We start from the raw sequence: 23,346 nt of genomic DNA, 5'->3' as shown, positions 1-23,346 counted from the left end.
ATCCGTGAAGCGGACAGCAGTAAAAGAGAGGCCCGGACGGGAAACCCGCCCGGGCCCAAAGAACTACTGCCCCGATACCGTCACCCCGCGTCGCGGAATCACAGTGGGACCTTTATAGGCGAGGCTCGTTTAAATCGCTGTTAATCCCTTCGGGGCCCTTGGGCGGCGGGCCTTGGCGACGGCCGGCCGCTCGGCGAGACGGCGTTCGCAGTGGGCGACGATGGCGTCGGCCACATCCACGCCGGTGCTCCCCTCGATGCCTTCCAGGCCCGGCGACGCATTCACCTCCAGAAGCAACGGCCCCCGGGACGAACGCAGCAGGTCGACGCCCGCTACCTCCAGCCCCAGGGCCGACGCGGCCTGGATGGCCACGCGGCGCTCGTCGTCGGACAGCTCGACCGAGGCGGCCGAACCGCCGCGGTGGAGATTGGCGCGAAACTCGCCCGGTGCCGCGGAGCGCTGCATGGCGGCAACGACCTGGTCGCCGACAACGAAGCAGCGCAGGTCGCTGCCGTTAGCCTCCCGGATGAACTCCTGGACCAGGAAGTTCGCGTAGAGGCCGCGGAAGGCCTCGATGACGCTCTGGGAGGCCGAGCGCTTCTCGGCCAGGACCACGCCGGTACCCTGCGTACCCTCGTTCAGCTTGATGATGTGCGGCGGGTCGCCGAGCATGGCGAGCAGGTCGGCGGTGTCATCCGGGTTGTCGCCAAAGGCCGTGACCGGCATGTCGACGCCTTTGACAGCAAGCATCTGCAGGCTGCGGAGCTTGTCGCGGGCGCGCAACACGGCGTCCGAGGGATTGGGCGTAAACACGCCCATCAGCTCGAGCTGACGGAGCACGGCGGTTCCGTAGAACGTGCTGGAGGCGCCAATGCGCGGGATCACGCAGTCGATCGGCCCAAGGGGTTTGCCCTTGAAGTGGATCGCGAACATCTGCGGCGCAATGCTCATGTAGCAACGTAGCGGATCGATCACGCGGACCGTGTGCTTGCGCTTGCGCGCCGCCTCCACCAGTCGCTGCGTGGAGTACAGCCGCGCGTTGCGCGACAGGATGGCGATCTTCATGTGGGTTCCCGGACAGCGCGGCGCGCGGTCTGTGAATAGGAAAGCGCGGGATCGACCTGGAAGCGCCCGTTCAGCGCCGTCCGGCCGAGCAAAAGTGGGAACAGCATGTGCCGCCGGTCGGTCAGGTTCACCTCGGCCAGGAACGACTGCCCGGCGAGTTCGATCTCGGTCTGGATGAACCAGCGCGTGGTCGCGTGGCCACCGGAGTCGGTCACGGTACGCTGGCCGATGGCCTTCGCCTCGCAGGGCTCGGACACCCCACCCTTGCGGCTGGTACGCACCTGGAAGCGCAGCCAGGTGCCGTCCTCGCGGACATCGACCTCCAGCCATTCGACGTGCAGCGACGACGAGCGCGCGCCCGTATCGAGCTTGGCCTTGAGGACGGCGACGCCGAGCGACGGAAGTGCGAGCCGTTCGCGCCAGCCTAGGGTGATGACATCAGTCATGGGGTCTGGTGCGGGATAGGGGGGACGGCGGTGGACCGGGGGAACGGTCCGGATGCAAAAGCATGCCGAAGGTGGTGCCGGGTTTCAACCGGCAAGATCGTCGGGCCCCCGGCGCCTGTCACGCCCATGAAATCGACGTGAACAGGCGCGGGCGACCCAGCACTCACCGGGGGGGCTGATTCCGGCCCTTGACCATCATGGTGATCGAGGCAGCGACGCCCGCCACCGAGACCAGCGCCACGTAGTGCGCGGGACCCAGGCCACCGGCGGTCCTGGCCAGGTAGCCGACGAGCACGGGCGTGGCGGCGCCGGCGATGGCATAGGCCACGTTGTAGGACACCGAGATGCCGGAAAAACGGATGGCCGGAGGGAACGCCGCGACGAGCACGGCGGGAACGATGCCGGCGACACCGGCAAAAAGGCCGGCCAGGGCATAGAGAGGAAAGAGGTTCATGCCACCGGACTGGAGATCGAAGTACAGCGCATAAGTACTGCACGCCAGGCCGACCGAGGCGATGAGCATGGCCCACGCGTACCCAATGCGATCCACCAGCATGCCGCCGCCGATGCAGCCCAGGCAAAGCGCGAATGCCGCGACACTACCCGCGGCAAACGCACGAGGCGGCGCGACATGGAAGGCCGTCTGCATCAACGTCGGCGTCATCAGGATGACCACGACGATCGCCGCGGTAAGCACCCAGGTCACCGTCATCGACAACAGGACACCCGGCAGGTGGTCGCGAACCACGACCAGCGCAGGCAGCTCCGTGGTGAGCTCCTTGCGCTCACGCATGCGTGCAAACACGGGTGTCTCGCTGAGCCAGCGACGCAGATAGACGGCGATGAAGCCGAACACGCCGCCAAGGATGAAGGCGATGCGCCAGCCGTGGTCGAGCATGTCGGCTTCGGACAGATTGGCGTTCAGCCATGCCGCGAGCAACGAGCCCATGAGGATGCCCGCGGTGAGGCCAGCGGAAAGGCTGGCGACGGCGAGTCCCACGCGACGCTGCGGAACATGCTCGGCGACGAATACCCATGCACCCGGCACTTCGCCGCCGATAGCGAGACCCTGCACGACACGAAGCAATGTAAGAAGCAAAGGCGCCAGCACGCCCAGGGTCGCGTAAGTCGGGAGGACGCCGATAAGCAACGTCGGCACCGCCATCAGAAAGACGCTGAGTGTGAACATCCGTTTGCGACCGATCCGGTCGCCGAAGTGCGCCATCACGATGCCGCCGAGCGGCCGCGCAAGGTAGGCCACGGCAAAGATCCCGAAGGCCTGCAGCTGGGCCAGCCAGTCGGAGGTGCCGGGTGGAAAGAACAGGTGGCCGATCGTCTTCGCGAAGTACACGAAGATCACGAAGTCATAAAATTCCAGCGCGCCGCCCAGGGCGGAAAGCAGAAGGGTCTTTACATCGCCACGGTCGAGCGTGCGGCGGTCTGCCGTTTCAAGGATCGCACTCATGGTTCGTATCAGTCCTCGAGCAGATCGGCGACCGAATTCAGTATCTCCGCCGGACGGAACGGATAGCCGTCGACGTCGGCCCGGGTGGCGATACCGCTGAGCACCAGCACGGTGTGCAGACCCGCTTCGATACCGGCGACCACGTCGGTGTCCATGCGGTCACCGATCATGCCGGTGTTGTGCGAATGAGCACCGAGCTTGTTCATCGCCGAGCGGAACATCATCGGATTGGGCTTGCCGATCACGTACGGCTCGCGCCCCGTGCAGCGGGTGATCAAGGCAGCGACAGCGCCCGTCGCTGGCAAGGGGCCCTCGGCGCTGGGACTGGTTGCATCCGGGTTAGTGCAGATGAAGCGTGCACCGTTGCCGATGAGGCGGATCGCCTTGGTGATCGCCGCGAAGGAGTACGTGCGCGTTTCGCCCAGCACGACATAGTCCGGTGCGGTGTCGGTCATGATGAAACCCGCCTCGTGGATCGCCGTGGTGAGGCCCGCTTCACCCATGACAAAAGCCGAGCCGCCGGGCGACTGGTCCTTGAGGAAGGTCGCGGTTGCCAGTGCGGACGTCCACAGCTGTTCTTCCGGCACGTCCAGGCCTGACGTACGCAGGCGCGCACTCAGGTCTCGCGGGGTGAAGATCGAGTTGTTGGTCAGCACGAGGAAGGGCGTGCCGCTGTCCTTCCACTTCCGGATGAGCTCGGGGGCTCCCGGAAGCGCTTTGTTTTCATGGACGAGCACGCCGTCCATGTCGGTCAGCCAGCAGGCGACGTTCTTGCGATCGGACACGGGAATTCCTTAAAGCCAGGTCGGATAGGGACCAAGAGTACCGCGCCGACATGGTCCCTTGCTTGACCGAATCCTGCCCTGCCCCGCTCACTCGCTGGCGAGGCGCTTGTGCATCACGAGGTATTCCTTGCGATACTTCTTCGCCAGCCCGGTTTTCTGGCGGTCGGTAAGGATCTTCCCGCCCAGTTGAAAGAAGCTTTTCTCTTCCTCACGAAGGTGCTCATGCAGTTCGTCGGAGAGCTTGCTCAGGTTCGCCGTCCATTTGCGACCGGCATGGGTGACCGTCTGCAGTTCTTCCACGAGGTCGTCCATCTTGTGATGGTCCGCCAGCGCATCGCGCGACGAATGCAGGCCGCGGTCGTCCATCAGCATCGGCACGTAGAGGAACCGTTCCTCCGCCGCCTCGTGCGCGGCCAGCTCGATGCGCAACGCAGTGAACAGTTCCACGCGGTGCTCCCCCGGTTCGGAGCGCATGAGCTTGCGCATCAGGGAACGCTGGATGGCGTGGCTTTCGCGGAGGGCTTCGAAGATCGTCTCGGACATGGCGGTCCCGGCTTTGTCATGGAGGCGCCATCGTCCCCGTTGCCATGTCAGGGTTATGTCAGTGGCCGGGCGACGCCATCGATGGCTCCAGCGAGTGGGAAGCGACCGGGCGACCCGTCAGGCGTTTCCCGAGCAAACGCAACAGGGGTTTCTCCAGGGCGTGGTAGCTGGCAAGGCCGACGCCAAGCCCGATGAGGCCCATCGAGAGCGCAAGGAAGGAGCGGTTAGCCGTGCCAACCCAACCCAGGCGATCGAATATGGCGGCAACAGCGATGAAAACCACCGCGTGCCAGAGATAGATAGAGAACGACGCGTTGCCGAGGTACTGGAGCCATGCAGGAACGACCCACGCCCTGCCAAGCTCGAACGCCGCCATACCATAGACGATGAGGGCGGCCGGCATGCCCCAGCACCCCAGGCGAAGCAGGTAGAAGAGTGCGGCACGGCCACCGTCCGCGTGCATCGGCACCGAGCCGATGAGCAACCACGTCACGCCAACGACGAGGGCGGGAAGTCGAAAGTGATGCTCCCCGCGCTCGATGAGCATCCCGACGCCGATACCAAGCATGAACTCGAGGACCAGGGGCGCGAAGACGTAATCGAGCGGGATGTTCAGGCCCAGCAACGTGGCGAGAACGGAGACAGTGCCGACCACCGCGAACCATGCGATCAGCCCCGTATGGATCCGCTTCGGAAACAGAAGCATGCTGAGCGCCGCGACCGCGTAAAAGTAAACTTCAAACGTCAGCGTCCAGGCCGCCTGCACGCGGAAATTAGGAATGCTGTTGACCAGGAGAAGCAGCTCGATCTGCGGCTTTTTCACGAACGAACTTGCCGGGGGCAACCAGATCATCATCACGGCGGCTGCGGCAAACACGATCCAGTACAACGGATAAATGCGGATGAAGCGCTTCAACGCGAACTCGCGGAAGACACCCATCCGGCCGACGACAGCGACCTGCGCCGCCGACCGCCGGGTCACGTGGTAGATGATGAACCCGGAGATCACGAAGAAGATGTCGACACCGGACGGACCGACCGACACGAACCACACCTTCGCCCAGTGCGTGCGCATGGGCACGATGTCCCAGAACAGGTGACTGGCCAGCACCATCAGGGCGGCGATCGCACGCAGTCCCTGGATGTTGCGATAGTTCGTACGGGCCGGTTCCATGAGGAGGTAGTGCCCGTCTCCGCGCGAATGGTTGCGCCATCCGCATGGAAACCTAGTACGGCCTCGGGTCCGGCTCCTGCGCAACGCTTTTCCAGATGCCATTCAAGAGCAGATGGCGGACGTGGGCGACGTAGCCCTCCCTGGCCGCGAGCACCCTGGGCCTGGCGTGGTCGCTGAACGACACCACCGTTCGCGACTTGTCGCACAGGGCCGACACTACGTTTGCACCGGCAGCGTCCGTCGCGAGAAGCGATGCCTGCGGCTTACCCGCGCACAAGGAATCGGAGGGGCCAGCAAAATGGCCGACATAGACCTCGACACGATCGACGTCGCTGGCCTCTACCTGTGCACCAGGGGAGGCCCAGGGCCCGCCGTGATCGTCAAAAGCCTCCAGGCGACCGTCGGCCAGGTGGAATACGAACGGTATGTGGTCCATCGTTTGCGACCACCTGACGTACGTGTCGGCGCTTCCGACGGTCCTGGTCTCGGTGATCGCGCTGCATCCGACCGACAGGCCGGTGCTGGCGATGACGACCAGGGTGTGCCGAAAGACTCGGTTAGTGCATGACATCGTGATAATTCTCCCGGGTTACGAGTAAAGGTCAGCCGCCCCAACCGCCGCCCGTGGCGCGGATGAGATCGACGCTGGCCTGCAATTGACGGATCCGCACGCGTTCGGCCGCGCGCTCTGCTTTCAGGGCGCTTGCCTGCGCCGTCACCACTTCCAGGTAGCTGACGACGCCTTCGTCGTAGCGATGGTTTGCAAGCGTCTCGGAATCTTTGGCTGCGTCGGCGGCGGCCTCCTCCTGCGCGCGCTCGCGGGCCAGGGCCTGCAGGAGCGACAGGTTGTCTTCCACCTGCCGGAAAGCGTCGAGCACGACGGCGCGGTATTGCGATGACGCCGCCGCGAATTCCGCCCGGGCTTCGGCTTCGCGCCCGCGACGCAGGCCGCCATCGAGGAGGCTTAGCGAAGCGGATGGTCCCAGGCTCCAGAACTGATTGCTCGCAGCCAGCAGGTCGCCATGCCCGACGTCCTGCCAGCCGAGCGCGGCACCGAGACTCAGGGTCGGAAACAGGGCCGCACGTGCCACGCCGATGCCCGCGTTGGCCGCGTAGGCCCGGCGCTCTGCCGCAGCAATGTCGGGCCGGCGTTCCAGCAACGTAGAGGGCACGCCGAGCGGAATCGTCGGTACCGTCAGCGTGGTCTTCTGCCCGGGTAGCGAGAAACCGGAAGCAGGCTCCCCGATCAATGCGGCGATAGCGTGTTCGATCAGCGCCCGCTGGACCCCCAGTTCGGTCGCCTGGGCCTGGGCATCCGCGTAAAGCGCGTTCGCGCGTGCCACATCCAGGCCCGACGCAATGCCACCGTCCATGCGGTCCTGGGTCATCTTGCGGCCTTCGCCAAAAGCCGTCAGGGAGTCATCGAGAATCTTCCGCTCGACATCGTCGCCGCGAAGAGCAATGTAGAGGTCAGCCAGCCGGGCCTGCAGGCTGAGACGTGCATTGGCGAGGTCCGCGGCAGCAGCCTGGTTGCGCGCCTTGCCCTGGGCCACCTCATTGCGAACGCGCCCCCACAGGTCGATCTCGTAGCTGGCACCGAAGGAAACCGTTCGCGTGTCGTATTCGTTGGGTTGCCCCGAACCGCGCAGCGGCCGCAGGTTGGATTGGCGATCGTTCGTGGGACTCAACTGCACGTTCGCCTGCGGCCTCTCCTGCGCACCGATCACTTGCAGATACGCGCGCGACGCGTCCAGACGGGCCAACGCCACGCCGATATCGGCGTTGCCGGCGTCGAGCTGAGCTTCCAGCCGGTTCAGCACCGGATCGCTGTAGACATTCCACCAGGGGCCCCGGGCGGTGGCGTCATCAGGTTGCGCCAGGGTCCAGCCCTTCGGATCGATTGCGCCCTTGTAGAAAGCCGGCAGTGTGCCGACTGTCGGTTTGACGTAGTCGGGTGCCAGGGAGCATCCGCCCAGTGCCAGCAACAAACCCGTGCAGAAGGCGCGCACAGTCACGAGGTGCCTGCGTGTCACGCGCCGCTCGCCGTCGTGGAAGGCGAAGCCAGTTGGACGCTGTCGCCATCACCCAGCGAATCGGCAGGATGATCGACGATGCGGTCGTGCGGGTGCAGGCCCTGATCGATCTCGAGCTTGTCGCCGAGATCCAGCGCAATGTGTACGTCGCGAAGTGCCACCGTGTTATTGCTGCCAAGCACCGCGACTTGCGGACCGGCGGCGCGAAACAGCAGCGTCGTCGCCGGAACGGTGACGCTACCGGCCGCGGCGTGGGTGGTCAGCTGGACCTGGGCGAAATCGCCCGGCAGGAGGTCCTGATGCGGATTCTCGACTTCGAACTGGGCCAGCAGGGTGCCCGAGGACCGGTTGATCGCCCGCGACGTGCCGATCAGTGTGCCCTGCACCGTTTCGCCGCCATGGCCGAGAACCAGCAGCGTGACTTTCATGCCGGGAATGACAGACGACGCGTAGCCCTGCGGGACCTGGACGTAAAGCCGCATCCGGCTGGTGTCGGCGACCGAGAAAAGAGGCTCACCACCGTTCGTGTTGGCGGTGATCAGATCGCCGATGTCCGTGTTGCGTGCGGTTACCGTGCCGTCGAACGGCGCGACGATGCGCTTGAATGCTTCGAGCGCGGCGAGGCGGTCGACATCGGCCCGGGCAGCGAGCTGGTTCGCGCTCGCCGTCTCCGCCTCACTGGCCTTCTCATCCGCCTCCTGCCTGGAGACCGAGCGGGAATCGAGCAGGTGTTTCCACCGTGCCGCCGTGGTGTCGGCCAGCCGCAGGTTCGCCTGCGCGCGCACCAGTTCAGCCTTCGCCTGCTCAAACTGCTGGTCGAGTTCCGGCGTTTCGATGACGGCGAGCAACTGGCCCGCTTTCACTTCCTCGCCGATATCCACGTCCCAGCGCTTCAGGTAGCCGCCCACACGGGCGTGGATGGGCGCGGCGATCCACGCATCCAGATGACCCGGCAAGGTAAGGGCCTGCGAAGCGCTCAGGGCGGAAGCCGAAATGACCTGCACGCTGGGGATCAGTTGCGCCTTCGTCCACGCGTGGAGCTCTTTCGACTCGGCGGCGCGTAACGACAGCCCGGCGGTAACGCCGACGACGGCAAGCACGGCCCCGATGGCGAGCGCCAGGCGGACACGGGGCGGCCGCGTCGCTGTCGCGGCGGTGGCGTCATGCGACATGAGGCGATTCTCCGATGAGGCGTTGTTGCGAAGGCGCGGCCACGGACCGGCCGTGCACGATGGCGAAGATGACGGGCACGAAGAGCAGTGTGGCGAAGGTCGCGAAGATCAGGCCGCCGATCACGGCCCGGCCGAGCGGCGAGTTCTGCTCCTGGCTCAGCGCCATCGGGAGCATGCCGATGATCATGGCCAGGGCCGTCATGCAGACCGGACGGAAGCGCGTGAAGCCGGCCTCGAGTGCCGCCTTGAGCGCGTCGCCGTGGTCGTCGAAGCGTTCGCGACAGAAACTCACCACGAGAATGGCATTGGCCGTCGCTACGCCCATGCACATGATCGCGCCGGTAAGTGCAGGTACCGAGAGACTGGTGTGGGTGAGGAAGAGCATCCAGACGATGCCGGCGAGCGCCGCCGGAAGCGCACTGACGATCACGAACGGATCTGCCCAGGACTGAAAATTGACCACGATCAGCAGGTAGATCAACACGACGGCGCCGACCAGGCCGAATAGCAGGCCAGTGAAAGCCTCGTTCATCGTTCCCACCTGGCCATGCAGACTCACGAGCGATCCCTTCGGGCGCTGGTTTGCGAAACGTGCCAGCACCGTTTGTACATCGCTGGCCACGCCACCGAGGTCGCGCCCCTGGATGGATGCGTAGATGTCGTAGGCCGGCATGATGTTGTAGTGCGAGACGACCGCGTCGCTGGGTCCGCGACTGAAGCTGGCCACGCCTCCGAGGATCTGCGTGGCGCCATCGCCTGCCGACGTCACCGGCAGGGCCTTCAGGTCAGCCATCGAGTCCATCAGGTACTGGGGCGTGGCCGCGACAATGGCGTACGACACGCCATTCTTCGGATTCAGCCAGAAGGCGGGCGCGACCTGTGAGCTTCCGGCCAACGAGGCCACCATGCTGTTGGTCACATCGCGTTCGGTGATGCCGAGGCTATCCGCACGCAAGCGGTCCACTTTGACGTTGAGCTGCGGATAGCTGGAGCTCTGCTGGAGGCGCACGTCGACGATGCCGTCGATCTTGCGCAGCTCCTTCATGATCCTCTGCGCGTACGCTTCGTTGGCCGTCCGGTCACGGCCGGCGATCGATACGTCCAGGGGCGAGGGCGCACCGAAGTTCAGGATCTGGCTGGTCATGTCCGATGGCAGGAAGGCGAACTGCGTGCCGGCAAAGCGGCGCGGCAGCGTTTCACGCAAGCGCTTCATGACATCGGCAGCCGGCTGGTGCCCTTCCTTCAACACGATCTGGATGTCACCGTCCTGTGATCCGATGGTGCCGCTGTTGTTGTAGACCAGGTTCACGCCGCTCATCGGCAGGCCGATGTTGTCGATGATCGTCTCGAGCTGGCCGGGAGGAATGATCTCGCGAATCGCCTGTTCGATATGGTCGAACTCGGACGCGGTTTCCTCCACGCGCGTCCCCATCGGGGCGCGCACGTGCAGGGAAAGGGGAGTCGGCATCGACGGTGGGAAAGAAATCGCGGCCCAAGGCAGGGACAAGGGCGAACGACACGAGCACGAAGACCAGGAACCCGGTGACAAAGCGCTTGCGATGGGCCATGGCGATCGTGAGCACGCCAAGGTAGGTGTCGCGAACGCGGCTGAAGCCCGACTCGAAGCCCGCCTGGAACACGAGCATTAAACGTACGAACACATGCCTCTTCGGTTGCTGGTGCTGGTGCTGGTCGCCCTCATGGTGGTTTAGATAGGCATCTTCCGGATGACCACCTTCCCCGCCCTCCACCTGATGCGGCTTGAGCAGGAACAAAGCCAGCGTCGGGACGAGGGTGCGCGACAGGACGAACGACGATGCCATGGCGAAGATCACCGCCAGGGCCATGGGCCGAAAGAGGAAGCCGGCGATACCGTCGAGTGAAAACATCGGCACGAAGACGATGCAGATGCACAGCAGCGAAACGAAGGCCGGGGTCACGATCTGCTTCGCACCGTCCATGATGGCCGTCCTCACGGCTTTGCCTTGCTCGAGATGCCAGTTGATGTTCTCGATGGTCACCGTCGCGTCGTCGACAAGGATGCCTACCGCTAGTGCGAGACCGCCGAGGGTCATCACGTTGAGGGTCTGTCCTGAGAGGGACAACAGGGCAATGGCCGAAAGAATCGACAGCGGAATCGACAGCGCGATGATCACCGTGGAGCGCCAGCTGCCCAGGAACAGCAGGATCATCACCGAGGTAAGTACCGCGGCGATGACGCCTTCGCGGGCCACCGAGGTGACCGCTGCTTTCACGAAAACAGACTGGTCACCGAGCAGGCTCATTTTCAGCGATGCCGGCTGGGTTTCCGCGATCAGTGGCAGCAGCTTCTTGACGCCCGCGACGACATCGAGCGTGGAAGCATTGCCGTTCTTCAGCGCAGGCATGAGGACCGCGCGTTTGCCATCCACGCGGACAATGTTGTTTTGCGGGGGCGCGCCATCGCGCACGTGAGCCACGTCGCCTATCGTGATCGTTGCACCGTTGACCGTCCTTATCGGCAGGTCGTTCAGTTCGTCGATCGCGGCCGGGCTGTTGTTGAGCTGGACGTGATACTCGAACGTGCCGATCTTCGCCGTACCGACGGGAATGATCTGGTTCTGCGCGACTAGCGCATTGCCGACGTCCTGGGCGGAAAGGCCTTTCGCCGCCAGGACCCGCGGATCGAGGTCCAGCGTCACCTGCTTCTGCTTGCCACCGTATGGCGTGGGAATCGCGACCCCCGGCACCGAGATCAGGGTCGGCCGCATGAAGTTCTGTGCGATGTCGCGGATCGTGGATTCCGACAGGACGTTGCTGGACAGCGCCATCTGCAGCACGGGTACCGTGGACGCGTTGTAATTGAGGATCAGCGGCGGCGTGATCCCCGGCGGCATCTGCTTGACCACGGTCTGCGAGATGGACGTCACCTGCGCCGTGGCCGTGCGGATGTCCACACCCGGCTGGAAGAAGATCTTCACGATGCCCACGCCGGGAAGCGATTGCGACTCGATGTGCTCGATGTCGTTGACCGAAGTGGTGAGCTGGCGTTCGTAGTAGTAGATCACGCGACCCGACATCTGGTCGGGCGGCAAGCCGTTGTAGGTCCAGACCACGCTGATCACCGGGATGCCGATGTTCGGAAAGATGTCGGTCGGCGTACGCATCGCGGCCAGTGGCCCGGCGATCAGGATCAGCAGTGCCAGCACGATGAAGGTGTAGGGACGCGAGAGCGCGATGCGAACTAGCGCCAGCATGCGATACAGCCCGGCGTGACACCGTGAGGCGACGGTCTAGGTTGGTTCCGCGTTGATCTCATCGGCCCATTGTCTTTGCCGATGCTTGTGGAAGTCTTTTGTGCGCCGGGAGGCTCTATCGACTAGCCCGGGGGATCAGCGGCGATCGATATGCGCACGAGCAGGCCCTTCCCCGACGGCGCCTCCAGCAGCGCGATGGCGCCATCGTGCAGTTCGACCGCGCGCTGGACGATGCTGAGTCCGAGCCCAAAGCCGGCCTCATTGCTCTGGGCCCCGCGGTAGAAACGCTGAAAGGCTGCCTGGCGACGCTCGATGGGGATGCCGGGACCGTCATCGCAGATGCTGATCGAGCCTCCGGTGCCCTCGCGAGCAATGTCGATATCGACGTGACCGCTGACCGGTGTGTAGCGGAGCGCATTCTCGATCAGGTTGCGGAACATTGCCGTCAAGGCCACTTCATGGCCGGACACGAACACCCTGGGCTCGTCGTGATTGAGGCTGAGCGCGATGTCCTTCTCGGCGATACCCAGTGCCAGTTCCTCCACGACCTCGGTGGCGATCTTCACCAGATCGAGTGGCACACGGTGCTGCGAGGCCGCGCCGGCCTCGAGACGTGCGATGGCGAGGATCTGTTCGATGCGACGCGCCAGACGCGCCAGGCTTCGTCGCGCGTTTCGCACGGTGTACTGGATTTCGTTCGGATCGTCGGTGACGAGCGCGCCTTCCATGTGAATCATCGTCGCCGCAAGCGGCGTGCGCAGTTCATGGGCGACATCCCCCGCGAAACGCTGCTCGCGTTCGACCGCATCCTCCAGCCGTTCCAGCTGCTGGTTGAGGGTAACGATGAGTGGTTTGATCTCGTCGGGCGAATCGTCGACGGCAATGCGCTCGCGGCTGCCCGGCTCGCGTCGCGCAAGGATGCGGGTAAGTGTGTCGACCGGCTTAAGGCCGCGCCGCACGGCAAGCCCGGCAAGAAAGGCGAGCAGCGGCAAGCCGACCACCAGTGGCAGTCCATGCTCGAGGATGAGGCCATGGGTGATGTCGGTGCGATTGTCCGCGCGCTCACCAATGCGAATCGTGAGGTTGAAACGGTTGGTCAGTGTGAAGAGGCGCCAGCGGGCACCCCCATGATCGATGTCGCTGAAGCCGCGCTCTCCTGCGGCCGGCGATGGAAGATCGGCCAGGTTCGCGGTCGCCGCCACGAGGTGCCCGCGTGGGTCATACGCCTGGAAGCCGACCTCCGGCTCGTAGTTCCTGGCGTGGACCGATACCACGACGGTACCGTGCTGGGCCTCCGTCGCAAGCTGCAGCGTACGGCTGGGATCCTGACCTGCGTACCCTCCCTGTCCATAAGCAATCAGGGTGCCCAGGGTACGTCCCGCCTCAGCCAGGCGACCATCGAGAAGGTGGTTCATCTCGTGCAGCTCGCTGTGGTAGCTCAGCACGCCCAAGGGGATGAGTACCGCCACCTGAACCAGGATGATCAACCACGTGATTCGCGTGCGCAGGCTGCCGGAGGTCATTTCGGCTCTCTTGGCATCATGTAACCGATACCACGGACCGTGTGTATCACTTCGGCGCTCAGCTTGCGACGGAGCCAGTGCACGTGCACCTCGATGGCGTTCCGATCCACCACGGTATCGAAGCCATACACGGAACCTTCGAGCGATTCGCGCCGGACGATGCGGCCCGCGCGTTCCATGAGGATGCGCAGCACGGCGAACTCGCGACGCGTGAGCGTGATGCGCTCACCGCGGAAAGTGACGTCGGTCGTCGCCAGGTCGAGCACGAGACCGCCTACTTCGACGCGGTTGTCGACCAGGCCCTGCGCCCGTCGCGTCAGCGAACGGATACGCGCAGCCAGCTCGCCCAGGTGAAAAGGTTTGACCAGGTAATCGTCGGCACCCAGGTCCAGACCCTTGATACGCGCCTCCGGGGCGTCCCGCGCGGTCATCACCAGGATGGGCGTCTTCACCCCCGCCCGGCGGGCTTCCAGGAGCACTTCGAGCCCGTCCTTGCCCGGCAGGCCAAGGTCCAGCAGGACCAGGTCGACGGCGCCGTCCGCCAGTGCCGCGGCGCCCTGGCGCCCATCGGTAAGCCAGGTCACCGCATAGGACTGCTGCTCGAGCGCATGCTTGATCGCTTCGCCCAGTTCGGCGTCGTCTTCGAGCAGGAGAAGATGCATGCGGAGGGGTCCGGTGGGCGGCGGTTAAACACACCATGGTCGCCTGCGAACCTTTTACCAACCTTTTGCGCTCGAATCGACCCCGGAACTACCTGGTACCCGCGGGCAATGCGGGGGTGACGGCACCGACGGTAACGTGCCCGCTCCAGTCTTCAAAAACGTCGGAGGCCTTGCTGTCGACGTACTTCACGACGACTTCCGAGGGAACGCACGACGAGGTCAATGAGCTGATCGTGCCGGCATCCATGCTGCTGCCGCCCGCGAGCTGGCTGGCATCGCGTACACCTTCCATGCAGTAGGTACCCGACGCAGCCGCGCCGACGAGGCGACGAACGCCGTCTCGATAGCGTTGCTCGGCACGTGGCGCGGCGACGGCATCCGAGTAGGTCTTCTTCATAGACACCAGATAGTCGTCCGCCCGGGCAAGATCCGCCGGACTGAGCTGGGCCTTCAGTTCGTCATAGGGCGCCTGGAAGCGAGGTGTGTGTCGTTCGGACGCCAACGCGAACCAGGCCAGGGCCAGCGGCCTGTTCACCGGCTGCTGATCGCCGTTCAGCGCCATGACGCCGAGCACGTACTGCGCGGGCTTGCTGGCCCAGCCAGCCGCATCCTTGAAGAACTTGTCCGCGTAGCGGTGTTTGTTCTCACCGTAGCTTTGCGCTGCGAGGCAATAGAAATACTCACCCGGGAGAAACTTCTCCATGCCTGAAATGCATTTCGCGGCGGCCAGTTGCTGGTCGCTGGGCGGCGCTACCGCACCCGGAGCTTCCTGCGCCGCTAGCGGCGACACGGCGAGAGAGAAAAACAGGGAAAGCAGGGTTGCCTTCGTGCGACCTGACGAAATGCTCCGACGTGACGTTTGCATCGCATATCTCTCCGTGATTGCGCAAAAGTCTACCTGCGAAGAATGAGTCCTGGAAACCGCATGTTGCCGCGATTCGCCCGCGATTCTTTACGAGTCCTTGGCTGATATTTCACGCTCGGGGCAACGCCAATTACGCGTGCCTTGGTTTTCAGAAGATTGCTGACAGCGGAATTCCGCCGCTTAGACAAGGCAGCGACTCGATGGTGTTGAACTTCCCATGCAGAGAAATTGAAGCCGAGGGTCATGGGGGACTGAGTGGTATGGCGTCGCCGATACACCTGTCGAAAATCTTCCGAAGGGGCGCGTAGTCGACTTGGTATGCGGCGACATTTGCGGCCACCCATGCTTCGGGATCGACGCCTTCCCAACTGATCTCGTAGCCAGCGTTAATAACCAACTGATCGAAAAGGATACGCTGTGCCCGACCGTTACCTTCCCGAAACGGGTGGATAACGTTGAAGTCACCGAAGGCCTCGGAGACGTGGCGCACAAGCTGAAGACGCGACATTCCGTCGAACCACCGGAGATCTTCGATGCCCCGAAACAGTTTTGCCGCCTCGGGCACGATGCGACCTACTGTGCAAAAGCGTGTTTGGCCCTTGCTTATATCAACCGCTCGGAGTTCGCCCGCCCATGCGTACACGTCACCGAACAGAGTTCGATGGATGGACTGCAGATAAGAAAGATCGTAAGGCGGGGGAATGAACTCGAGGACCACCGCCGAACGGAAACTCAAGTCGCGCTCGGCATCGTTGAGCGATCTCTCGTCCCGGAGATCCAGAAGATTCACCAGGATCGACGTTCCGGGATAGCAATACGGATCGCCTGCCATACCGTACTTGTCATTCGTCACCCGCGATTCCGTGAACTCTTCTTCGACGGCAGTTGCGCGGACGCGTTCTTATTCCCCACCCTGGAGGAAACGTCAAATCCCTCGATCCGCAAGCTGTTCACGTAGTTGGCCTCGCGAACTTTTGCGTAATAAGCAACCTTGTCTTTCAAACTAGGCGACTTCATCGGAATGCTCCTTCGGCAGATCTAATCCCGGATCTTTTCTCATTATATCAAGGATTTGTGCGGCCAGATAGCAGATGACCTCTTGGCCCGGAGCACGCGGCATAGCCAATGCTGGAGCGGGTGAAGGGAATCGAACCCTCGTCAGTAGCTTGGGAAGCTACAGCTCTACCATTGAGCTACACCCGCGTGGCAGGGGATGGTAATACGTCGGCGTACTCAGGGGAAAGGTGGCGCCCGGCTGAATGCCTTCGGAAGGGGTCCTGCCACGCCTCAGCGCCAAGCGCATAATCGTGGCAGGGAATTCTTACGAGGACCGGGCCATGCATCGAATCCTGTCGCTTTCCGTCATCGCGGGCCTCGCGCTTGGCGCGGCCGGCGTTGCATCGGCCCAGTCGCGGACGGTGTCCACGGCGGACATGCCCAAGCCGGGGGTCAGCTATATCTCCGGACCGTCCACACCGGTTCGCCGGGAGACCGTGAGCACGGGCACGCTACCCCAGCCCGCCCAGCTGTATGTGAACGGCCAGCCCGCCGGTGGCTACCAGGACCAGGGCAACGGCTACGGCAACGGGAGCTATGACAACCAGACTGCCAATTATGGTGGCGGGGGCTATTACTCGGGTGGATACAACAACTACCCGAACAACGGCAATAACTACGGCCATGGACACGACCATGACCACGGCGGCTATCCGGGCAACGGCGGCTATCCCGGTAATGGCGGCTACCCAGGCAACGGCAACGATCACGGCGGCCACGGTGGCAACGGCTACCAGCCACCCGGCAACTCGGTCAGCGTCGGCCAGAAGCCCAATCCGCCCAACGGCAAACCCACCGTCAAGGTCGCCCCGCCACCAAGGCAGGATCGCGACTCCAACCGAAGCGGCTACGGCGGCTGGAACCAGAATCAATACCCCCAGCCGATTCCCGTCAACACCGGCGCGAATGCGAATCGCGGGTCCCAGCCGGGAACCGGCATGGGCACCGGCAATCAGCCGGGAACGGGCGTTCCCCTCCGCAGTGGCAATGGCGACGGCAACGGCTACGGGCGCGGTCGCTAAGGCCTTCAGTTCGCGGCGGCCACGGCCGCCCGTTACAATCGGCGGATGCATATCACCCTCAATGGCGATGCGCGTGACTGCGCGCCCGGCACGTCCGTGTCGTCCCTGCTCGACGCCGCTGGCTATGCCGGCAAGCGCGTGGCGGTCGAAGTAAACCTCGAGATCGTGCCGCGCAGCGCGCACGCGACCCACCTGCTCGCCGATGGCGACCGGGTAGAGATCGTCCATGCCATTGGCGGCGGCTGAGCCGCGCCCACCGACGGAAGACCCCGCATGAACCACTACTCCCCCGCTGGCGACGATCTGCTCACCGTTGCCGGACGCACGTTCCACTCGCGCCTGCTCACGGGCACGGGCAAGTACAAGGATTTCGACGAGACCCGTCGCGCCACGGACGCCGCCGGCGCGCAGATCGTCACCCTGGCCATCCGCCGCGTGAATATCGGCCAGGATGCGAGCCAGCCGAACCTGCTCGACGCGCTGCCGCCGGATCTCTTCACCCTGCTACCCAATACCGCCGGTTGCTATACCGCCGACGATGCCGTGCGCACCTGCCGACTGGCGCGCGAGCTCCTCGACGGCCACAACCTGGTCAAGCTCGAAGTGCTCGGCGACGAACGCACGCTTTATCCCGATGTCGTGCAGACCCTGGTCGCCGCCGAGATGCTCGTCGCCGATGGCTTCGACGTCATGGTCTACACCTCGGACGACCCGATCCTTGCACGACGCCTCGAAGCCATCGGTTGCGCCGCGATCATGCCGCTGGCCGCGCCGATCGGCTCGGGCCTCGGCATCCAGAATCGCTACAACCTGCTCGAGATCATCGAGAACGCGAAGGTGCCCGTGATTGTCGACGCCGGCGTGGGCACCGCGTCCGACGCTGCCATCGCCATGGAACTCGGTTGCGACGGCGTGTTGATGAACACGGCCATCGCCGGCGCGAAGAACCCCGTGCTGATGGCGCATGCGATGAAGCTTGCCGTCGAGGCGGGCCGTGCCGCGTTCCACGCTGGACGCATTCCGCGCAAACGCTTCGCCTCGGCGTCGAGCCCCGTCGACGGACTGGTTGGCTGAGATGACGCAAGACGACGACACCACGGGCGACGCGCCCTACCTCCGCCGCATCCGCAGCTTCGTGCTGCGCGAAGGGCGCATGACCTCGGCGCAGCAACGTGCGTTCGACGACCACTGGTCGCGCTTCGGGCTTGACTACAATGCCAGCGAACGCGATCTGGAGGCGATCTTAGGCCGCCAGGCCCCGCGCGTGCTCGAGATCGGCTTTGGTAATGGCGAAGCGCTGGCCTGGGCCAGCGAGCATGACCTCGCGCGCGACTACATCGGCGTGGAAGTGCACAGCCCCGGCGTCGGTCGCCTGATGAATGCGCTTGCGGCGCGTGGGGCAAGCAACGTGCGGGTGTACAAGCACGATGCCGTCGAGGTGCTCGAGCACGAGATTCCCGCTGGCAGCTTGTCCGAAGTACGCATCTGGTTTCCGGACCCGTGGCACAAGAAGCGCCACAACAAGCGCCGACTGGTCCAGCCGGCCTTCATCGACCTGCTCGCCTCGCGCATGGCGCCCGGCGGGTTGCTGCATCTGGCCACGGACTGGGAAGCGTATGCCGAGCACATGCGCGAGACCATGGAGGCCGCAACGGGCTGGCATAACCGCGTCGGCCCCGGCGTGAGCGCCGAACGCCCCGACTGGCGCATCGAAACCCACTTCGAGCGCCGCGGAACGCGGCTGGGCCACGGGGTCTGGGATTATTTGTACGAATGGCGCGGTTTGACCACGACACCTTGACCGCTTAACTGGCATAAGGGGGGCTTCGTGCTCACGGAGTCCCCCGATGTCCATTTCAAGCGTCGCCGATCTGATCGCAGAAACTCTCGAAGAAGCCGGCGTGCGCCGGATCTACGGCCTGGTTGGCGACAGCCTCAACGCCATCACCGATTCCCTGCGCGAACGCAACCGCATCGACTGGGTGCACGTGCGCAACGAAGAAGCCGCCGCGTTCGCCGCCGGCGGTGAGTCCCAGCTCACCGGCGAACTCGCCGTCTGCGCCGGCAGCTGCGGCCCCGGCAACCTCCACCTGATTAATGGGCTGTTCGACTGCAACCGCTCGCGCACTCCCGTGCTGGCGATTGCCGCACATATCCCGAGTGCCGAGATCGGCAGCGGTTATTTCCAGGAAACCCATCCCACCGAGTTATTCCGCGAGTGCAGCGTGTACTGCGAAATGGTCTCCGACCCCGCGCAGATGCCGCACGTGCTCGACTCTGCCATTCGCGCGGCGGTCGGTCAGCGCGGTGTCGCGGTGGTGGTGATCCCGGGTGACGTGGCCATGCGCAAGGCGCTGGTCAAGGCAGTGACGCCCGCCGCCGGCCTGCTGCCACCCAAGCCCAAGGTGATCCCGGCCGAACGCGAGCTCGATGCGCTCGCCGCCCTCTTGAACGCGGGCAAGCGCATCACCCTGCTGTGCGGCCGCGGCACGGCCGGCGCCCACGACGACCTGATCGCCCTCGCCGACGCGCTGAAGTCGCCGATCGTGCACGCCCTTGGTGGCAAGGAATACGTCGAGTACGACAACCCGTTCGACGTCGGCATGACCGGCCTGATCGGTTTCAGCTCCGGCTATTACGCGATGGAAGACTGCGACACCCTGCTCATGCTCGGCACCGACTTCCCTTACCGGCAGTTCTACCCGGAGGACGCGAAGATCGCCCAGGTCGACCTGCGCCCGGGCAACATCGGCCGTCGCTGTCGCGTCGACCTGGGTGTTGTCGGCGACGTCGGCGAGACGATCCGTGCCCTGCTGCCGCGCATCGAACCCAAGCGCGTGAGCGGCCATCTGGACCGCTGCCTGGCGCATTACACGCGGGCACGCAGGGACCTCGACGAACTCGCCGCGATCGAGGCGGGCCACGACCTGATCCATCCCCAGCAGCTCACGCGACTGGTCAGCGAACTGGCCGAGGACGATGCGGTCTTCACCGTCGACGTAGGCACGCCGACCGTCTGGGCCGCACGCTACCTGCGCATGAATGGCAAACGTCGCCTGCTTGGGTCCTTCGTGCACGGCTCGATGGCCAATGCGATGCCGCAGGCTATTGGCGCGCAGTCGGCGTACCCGGGCCGGCAGGTCATCTCGCTCTCTGGCGACGGCGGCTTTTCCATGCTGATGGGTGACTTCATCACCCTGGCCCAGCAGGGGCTGCCGGTGAAGGTCATCGTGCTCAATAACGGCACCCTGGGCTTCGTTGAGCTTGAAATGAAGGCGGCAGGACTGCTGGAGACCGGGGTCGAGCTGAAGAATCCCGACTTCGCCGCGATGGCCAACGCCATGGGCATCCACGGTCGTCGCGTCACCCGCGCCAGCGATCTGCCTTCCGCAGTCGCCGAAGTGCTCTCGCATGAGGGTCCCGCCCTGCTCGACGTGGTCAGCAATCGCCTCGAGCTGTCGATGCCGCCAAAGATCAGCGGCGAGCAGGTAAAGGGCTTCAGCCTCTATGCGCTGAAAGCCGTGATGAGCGGACGCGGCGATTCGATCGTCGACCTTGCCTTGAGCAACCTCAGCCGTTGATCGTAAAAAAGCGGGCCGCCCAGCGGCCCGCTTCAGCCGGGAGCCACCCCCAACGCGTATACTCCTGCGGCATCAATCGCCGCCTGGCAAGACCATGCCACCGCACGTCCCAATCGACCGGAACCGGATAGCCGGCTAGTGGCTCTTACCCTCACTCCCGAAATGATGCTCGTGCTGGGCCTGGTGGGCTTCACCATGCTCATGCTCGTTCTGGAGTGGATCCGGGCCGACATGGTGGCCCTGCTCGTCGTGGTGACGATCGGCCTTACCGGGCTGATTCCCGGCGACCAGGTGTTCAATGGCTTTGCCGGTAACGCCGTCATTGCCATCATCGCGATCATGATCATGGGCGCCGGCCTCGACCGCGCCGGCGTGCTCAACCTTACCGCTGCCTTCGTCATGCGCATGGCGCGTGGCGTCGAATCGCGACTGGGCGTGGTGGTCAACAGCGTGACCAGCCTGTTCAGCGCGGTCATTCCCAGCCAGGCGCTGGCGGCACTGATGATTCCCGTGACCAGCCGGCTGTCCGCCCGGACGGGCGTGCCGATGTCCCGCCTGCTCCTGCCGATGGCGTTCTGCATCCTCACCGCCACCAACACCACGCTGATCGCCAACTCGCCGCTGATCGTCCTCAACGACCTGATCGCCAGTGCGAACAGCAACCTGCCCCCGGGCGCGCATACCATTCCCAAGTTCGGCCTGTTCAGCGTGACCCCGGTCGGTCTGGTTCTCGCCGTGACCGGCGTGCTGTTCTTCTATCTCTTCACCCGCAAGCTGCTTCCCGAACGCGAAGACGAACGGCTCAAGGTGACGCCCGGTCGCACCGAGAGCTACTTTGCCGACACCTACGGCATCGTCGGTGAGACCGCCGAGCTCACGGTCACCGCGGAGAGCCCCCTGGTCGGCATGAGCATCGGCGAAGTGGAGCAGTTACACGGCGCCCCGTTGATCCTCGCGATCAAGAACGGCAACGAAAGCCGCGTGGCACCGCCCTCGGACCAGATGATCTGGGTCGGTACCGTGCTCGGCGTCCTGGCCCCTCGCGATGCCATCAATGCGTTCGCCAACAACCAGTTGTGCCGCGTTTCCATGCGCATGCGCCAGCTCGGCGAGCAGTTCAACACCACGCGCGCCGGTATTTCCGAGGCGGTCGTCCCGCCTAGTTCGCGCTTCATCAAGCAGACCGTGGGCGAACTCCGCCTGCGCAAGCGCTTCGGTATTTCCGTGCTGGCCGTGAACCGTGGTGACGAAGTGTTCCGCGAGGATGTGCGCGCGGTCACGCTGAGGGCCGGCGACACGCTGGTGCTCCACAGCAAGTGGCGCGACCTCATGCTGGCCGAGGAAGACCGCGACTTCGTGGTCGTCACCGACGTGCCCAAGGAAGAAGCGCGTCCCGGCAAGATCTGGCAGGCCGTGTTCTTTTTCGTGCTGGCCAAGTGCCTGGCCCTGTTCACCCACCTCGACCTCTCCGTGGCCATGATGACCGGCGCGGTCGGCATGCTGCTCACCGGCGTGCTGAACATGGACGAGGCTTACAAGGCGATCAACTGGAAGACGATCTTCGTCACCGCCTGCCTGATTCCGCTTGGCTGGTCGATGGACTCCACCGGCACGGCCTCGTGGATCGCCCAGGAAGTCCTCGCCGTGCTCGGCCATGCGCCGCAGTGGACGCTGCAGCTTTCTATCGCGGTGCTGACGCTGATGTTCTCGCAGGTCATGTCGAACGTGGGAGCCACGGTCATGATGGTGCCGATCGCCATCAGCGTCGCCGTGAGTACGGGTGGCAATCCTTCTGCCTACGCACTGATCGTGGCCGTCTCGTCGTCGAATACCTTCCTGCTGCCGTCCGGCCATCCGGCGCTGATGATGGTGGCCGGCCCGGGTGGCTATCGCGCGAAGGACTTCCTGCGGGTCGGCCTGCCCCTGACCCTCATCGTGCTGACCCTGACCCTGGTCACGATCAACTTCATGTACCGGTAAGCGGCGCACACCCGCCCGCGAAATTTCTCAGACCAGCCGCACCGCCCCGTCGAGAACCGTCACCGGCACGGCACGCAGGCGATCGCCCCGGCACGGCCCCGCCGTGCAGTCGCCGCTGTCGGCCGTGAAGGTCGCTCCGTGGGCCGCGCAGATGATCGTCCCGTTACGCACCAGAAAACGCCCGGGGGCGTAGTCGAGGCGGCGACCTGCATGCGGGCAGACGTTGAAATAGGCGCGCGCCTCATCGCCCTGGCGGTAGACCATGAGGGACTCGATCTCGCTGTCGACGAGGGCTTCGACTTCGATGGCGTTGCCGTCGGGGATGTCAGCCAGGAGGCAAAGAGAGGGGGCGTCGGCGTTAGGCGTCATGGCACTTGTCTATGAGGGTGGGTTGCCCCAAGGTAAAGGGGAACCACGCATGTCATTGTGCCATACGGATTTTTAACCCATGAGCTTCGTCTTTCCGCCCATCCGCCGCTCGCGCAACCCGCTTGTCCGCGCCCTGTCCGTCGTGGCCGGCCTGGCCGTGCTGGGTGTCTTGCTGGTGTTTGGCGTGGTCGTGATCGGCGTACTTCTGGCTGGCGGCCTCGTGTTCCTGGCCGTGCGCCAGTGGAAGCTCGCCCGAAACGGCGCGCCCAGGGCTTCGCAGCCATCCGCTGCGCATGCCCCGCAGGACCCGAAAGTCCTCGAAGGCGAATTCGTCGTGATTCATCAGCGCGACCCGGTTCACCACTAACG

The 23,346-nt window shown here is 64.4% G+C and carries 23 protein-coding genes, 1 tRNA gene and 1 pseudogene; 7 read left to right on the top strand and 18 right to left on the bottom strand.

Going from position 1 to position 23,346, the window contains the following annotated elements; genetic code table 11:
* Positions 1 to 129: 129 nt before the first annotated feature.
* The 17 genes and pseudogenes from rimK to ACVWWJ_RS03605 all read right to left on the bottom strand — a co-directional run bounded on the left by rimK (position 130) and on the right by ACVWWJ_RS03605 (position 16,172).
* Positions 130 to 1,065 (bottom strand): 30S ribosomal protein S6--L-glutamate ligase, encoded by a 936-nt coding sequence (rimK, locus tag ACVWWJ_RS03685; RefSeq protein ID WP_159889888.1) that lies wholly within the window; start codon positions 1,063 to 1,065, stop codon positions 130 to 132.
* Positions 1,062 to 1,511, bottom strand: a complete 450-nt coding sequence (locus tag ACVWWJ_RS03680; protein ID WP_159889886.1) for a putative ATP-dependent zinc protease — start codon at positions 1,509 to 1,511, stop codon at positions 1,062 to 1,064. The genes rimK and ACVWWJ_RS03680 overlap by 4 nt, the downstream gene beginning before the upstream one ends.
* A gap of 163 nt (positions 1,512 to 1,674) precedes the next feature.
* Positions 1,675 to 2,976 carry an MFS transporter gene (locus ACVWWJ_RS03675; protein ID WP_456966806.1) on the bottom strand — a complete coding sequence of 434 codons (1,302 nt, stop codon included), beginning with the start codon at positions 2,974 to 2,976 and terminating at the stop codon, positions 1,675 to 1,677.
* A gap of 8 nt (positions 2,977 to 2,984) precedes the next feature.
* Entirely contained in the window at positions 2,985 to 3,761 is a 777-nt protein-coding gene (locus ACVWWJ_RS03670) for an HAD-IIA family hydrolase (protein WP_159889882.1), read from the bottom strand.
* Between the two features lie 87 nt (positions 3,762 to 3,848).
* Positions 3,849 to 4,304, bottom strand: a complete 456-nt coding sequence (locus ACVWWJ_RS03665; RefSeq protein ID WP_456966805.1) for a hemerythrin domain-containing protein — start codon at positions 4,302 to 4,304, stop codon at positions 3,849 to 3,851.
* A gap of 58 nt (positions 4,305 to 4,362) precedes the next feature.
* Positions 4,363 to 5,478: an acyltransferase family protein gene (locus tag ACVWWJ_RS03660; RefSeq protein WP_456966804.1), complete on the bottom strand. Its 1,116-nt coding sequence runs from the start codon at positions 5,476 to 5,478 to the stop codon at positions 4,363 to 4,365.
* Positions 5,479 to 5,530: 52 nt separating this feature from the next.
* The gene (locus ACVWWJ_RS03655) at positions 5,531 to 6,049 is read right to left on the bottom strand and encodes a hypothetical protein (protein ID WP_456966803.1); all 519 of its coding nucleotides are present in this window, start codon (positions 6,047 to 6,049) and stop codon (positions 5,531 to 5,533) included.
* Between the two features lie 31 nt (positions 6,050 to 6,080).
* Complete coding sequence (locus ACVWWJ_RS03650) at positions 6,081 to 7,493, bottom strand: efflux transporter outer membrane subunit (RefSeq protein WP_456966802.1); 1,413 nt, start codon at positions 7,491 to 7,493, stop codon at positions 6,081 to 6,083.
* Between the two features lie 14 nt (positions 7,494 to 7,507).
* Positions 7,508 to 8,683 carry an efflux RND transporter periplasmic adaptor subunit gene (locus ACVWWJ_RS03645; RefSeq protein ID WP_456966801.1) on the bottom strand — a complete coding sequence of 392 codons (1,176 nt, stop codon included), beginning with the start codon at positions 8,681 to 8,683 and terminating at the stop codon, positions 7,508 to 7,510.
* Positions 8,673 to 10,103, bottom strand: a complete 1,431-nt coding sequence (locus ACVWWJ_RS03640) for an efflux RND transporter permease subunit (protein ID WP_456966800.1) — start codon at positions 10,101 to 10,103, stop codon at positions 8,673 to 8,675. Before ACVWWJ_RS03640 ends, ACVWWJ_RS03645 begins: the two co-directional genes overlap by 11 nt.
* A 100-nt stretch (positions 10,104 to 10,203) precedes the next feature.
* Positions 10,204 to 11,919, bottom strand: a pseudogene (locus ACVWWJ_RS03635) (efflux RND transporter permease subunit); the annotation flags it as partial.
* A gap of 122 nt (positions 11,920 to 12,041) precedes the next feature.
* A complete protein-coding gene (locus ACVWWJ_RS03630; protein ID WP_159889868.1) occupies positions 12,042 to 13,442 on the bottom strand; it encodes an ATP-binding protein in 1,401 nt (466 codons plus the stop codon).
* Positions 13,439 to 14,104: a response regulator gene (locus tag ACVWWJ_RS03625; RefSeq protein ID WP_456966799.1), complete on the bottom strand. Its 666-nt coding sequence runs from the start codon at positions 14,102 to 14,104 to the stop codon at positions 13,439 to 13,441. The genes ACVWWJ_RS03630 and ACVWWJ_RS03625 overlap by 4 nt, the downstream gene beginning before the upstream one ends.
* An 88-nt stretch (positions 14,105 to 14,192) precedes the next feature.
* Positions 14,193 to 14,969, bottom strand: a complete 777-nt coding sequence (locus tag ACVWWJ_RS03620; RefSeq protein WP_456966798.1) for a hypothetical protein — start codon at positions 14,967 to 14,969, stop codon at positions 14,193 to 14,195.
* Between the two features lie 241 nt (positions 14,970 to 15,210).
* Positions 15,211 to 15,822: a Fic/DOC family protein gene (locus ACVWWJ_RS03615; protein ID WP_456966797.1), complete on the bottom strand. Its 612-nt coding sequence runs from the start codon at positions 15,820 to 15,822 to the stop codon at positions 15,211 to 15,213.
* Positions 15,819 to 15,986: a YhfG family protein gene (locus ACVWWJ_RS03610; RefSeq protein ID WP_456966796.1), complete on the bottom strand. Its 168-nt coding sequence runs from the start codon at positions 15,984 to 15,986 to the stop codon at positions 15,819 to 15,821. Before ACVWWJ_RS03610 ends, ACVWWJ_RS03615 begins: the two co-directional genes overlap by 4 nt.
* Positions 15,987 to 16,098: 112 nt before the next feature.
* Positions 16,099 to 16,172, bottom strand: a tRNA-Gly gene (locus ACVWWJ_RS03605).
* 134 nt (positions 16,173 to 16,306) lie between these two features.
* On the opposite strand from ACVWWJ_RS03605, the gene ACVWWJ_RS03600 reads away from it, so the two are divergent.
* The 6 genes from ACVWWJ_RS03600 to ACVWWJ_RS03575 all read left to right on the top strand — a co-directional run bounded on the left by ACVWWJ_RS03600 (position 16,307) and on the right by ACVWWJ_RS03575 (position 22,608).
* Complete coding sequence (locus ACVWWJ_RS03600) at positions 16,307 to 17,047, top strand: hypothetical protein (RefSeq protein ID WP_456966795.1); 741 nt, start codon at positions 16,307 to 16,309, stop codon at positions 17,045 to 17,047.
* A 45-nt stretch (positions 17,048 to 17,092) separates the two neighbouring features.
* Positions 17,093 to 17,293 (top strand): sulfur carrier protein ThiS, encoded by a 201-nt coding sequence (gene thiS / locus ACVWWJ_RS03595; RefSeq protein WP_159889860.1) that lies wholly within the window; start codon positions 17,093 to 17,095, stop codon positions 17,291 to 17,293.
* A gap of 27 nt (positions 17,294 to 17,320) precedes the next feature.
* The gene (locus ACVWWJ_RS03590; protein WP_456966794.1) at positions 17,321 to 18,121 is read left to right on the top strand and encodes a thiazole synthase; all 801 of its coding nucleotides are present in this window, start codon (positions 17,321 to 17,323) and stop codon (positions 18,119 to 18,121) included.
* Position 18,122: 1 nt separating this feature from the next.
* Positions 18,123 to 18,848 (top strand): tRNA (guanosine(46)-N7)-methyltransferase TrmB, encoded by a 726-nt coding sequence (gene trmB, locus ACVWWJ_RS03585; RefSeq protein WP_456966793.1) that lies wholly within the window; start codon positions 18,123 to 18,125, stop codon positions 18,846 to 18,848.
* Positions 18,849 to 18,894: 46 nt separating this feature from the next.
* Positions 18,895 to 20,628 carry a ubiquinone-dependent pyruvate dehydrogenase gene (poxB, locus tag ACVWWJ_RS03580; protein WP_456966792.1) on the top strand — a complete coding sequence of 578 codons (1,734 nt, stop codon included), beginning with the start codon at positions 18,895 to 18,897 and terminating at the stop codon, positions 20,626 to 20,628.
* 162 nt (positions 20,629 to 20,790) lie between these two features.
* Entirely contained in the window at positions 20,791 to 22,608 is a 1,818-nt protein-coding gene (locus ACVWWJ_RS03575; RefSeq protein ID WP_159889972.1) for an SLC13 family permease, read from the top strand.
* Between the two features lie 27 nt (positions 22,609 to 22,635).
* Here ACVWWJ_RS03575 and ACVWWJ_RS03570 read toward each other — a convergent pair whose 3' ends face one another.
* A complete protein-coding gene (locus ACVWWJ_RS03570) occupies positions 22,636 to 22,977 on the bottom strand; it encodes a Rieske (2Fe-2S) protein (RefSeq protein ID WP_456966791.1) in 342 nt (113 codons plus the stop codon).
* A 79-nt stretch (positions 22,978 to 23,056) separates the two neighbouring features.
* On the opposite strand from ACVWWJ_RS03570, the gene ACVWWJ_RS03565 reads away from it, so the two are divergent.
* Positions 23,057 to 23,344, top strand: a complete 288-nt coding sequence (locus ACVWWJ_RS03565; protein WP_159889850.1) for a hypothetical protein — start codon at positions 23,057 to 23,059, stop codon at positions 23,342 to 23,344.
* Positions 23,345 to 23,346: the final 2 nt, after the last annotated feature.

It is taken from the genome of Luteibacter sp. HA06, from assembly GCF_054061215.1.
The sequence above is the reverse complement of the archived record's forward strand: the minus strand, read 5'-3'. Positions and strand labels throughout refer to the sequence as shown.